Source organism: Novacetimonas hansenii JCM 7643 (genome assembly GCF_000964405.1).
GTDB classification, from domain to species: domain Bacteria; phylum Pseudomonadota; class Alphaproteobacteria; order Acetobacterales; family Acetobacteraceae; genus Novacetimonas; species Novacetimonas hansenii.
Window position 1 is genome coordinate 1 of the sequence record NZ_BANE01000198.1, and the last position, 922, is coordinate 922.

Genomic DNA, 922 nt, shown 5'->3' on the forward strand with positions numbered 1-922 from the left:
ACCTCATCCCCCGCGCGCAGATCCTCCACCGCGACTTCGCCACGGGGGGTCAGCAGCAGCGTGCCTTCGGTAAAGCACGGCGTGCTGGGCACCGATGTGGCGGGCGTGAAGCTGTTGCCGTTGCTGGTCGCGGTAATGGTGGAGGGAACATCATTGGACGTCGTATAGGTCGTATTCGTCAGATAGGTATAATAACCGCCGGACTGGTCAGTATCTACGATCTTGCCGTTATCCATGTTGTTTGTTGTCTGTGGCGGGGCGTACAGGATCGTGCCGTCGCTGGTGGAATAGGGCGTCTGCTGCAAGACCGTTGTCACAGTGCCGCCTTCCGGGCTTTGGAGTGTGGCATCGACAAAGCCGGTATTTACGCCGTTGTCATAAATACTGTTCAGTTCCAGCGTCTGGGTGCCGGTCCCGAAACCCGGATCATAGGCGGTTTCGCTTGAACCGTCCGACTCCTGTGTATTTTCGCTGTTATATTCATTAAGTGTCTGAACCTGGAGTGTCGTGCTGCCGTCGCTGTTCTGTGGCAGGGGGGACGATGCGGTTGTGGACGTGTCCGAATTGTCGTTCGTGTCGATAAGGAAAGCCTGGCTACTGGTTTCGTTGCCGTTCTTATCAATCGTCGTTGTATATTTTGTGTTCTTGTAATCAGTATACGTGTTCGCCATTTCTGCGAATTCTCCGGTATCAGGCGGATGGAAAAATAATTCCGCGACGGCTGAAAGGAATTATATCCAGCATTCTTTATGCATCTTTAGGATCTGCGGCTGAATAAATGTCCAGGTGGGTCTCTTTGACTTTGACCGTTACATTATGAAATCTATTGTTGCAAATCATATCTGATACCGGTTTCGGAATCCGTGCACAGGCGCAGTATCCGGGCGCTGCCCGGACCCGGCAGGGAGCACGCTCCCTGCAC

General features: G+C 53.4%; 1 protein-coding gene. It reads right to left on the reverse strand.

Annotated features, from left to right (window positions below):
• On the reverse strand, window positions 1-671 hold a 671-nt coding region (locus B7G66_RS12920), incomplete at its 3' end, for a Hint domain-containing protein (protein WP_048859260.1).
• Window positions 672-922 lie beyond the last annotated feature (251 nt).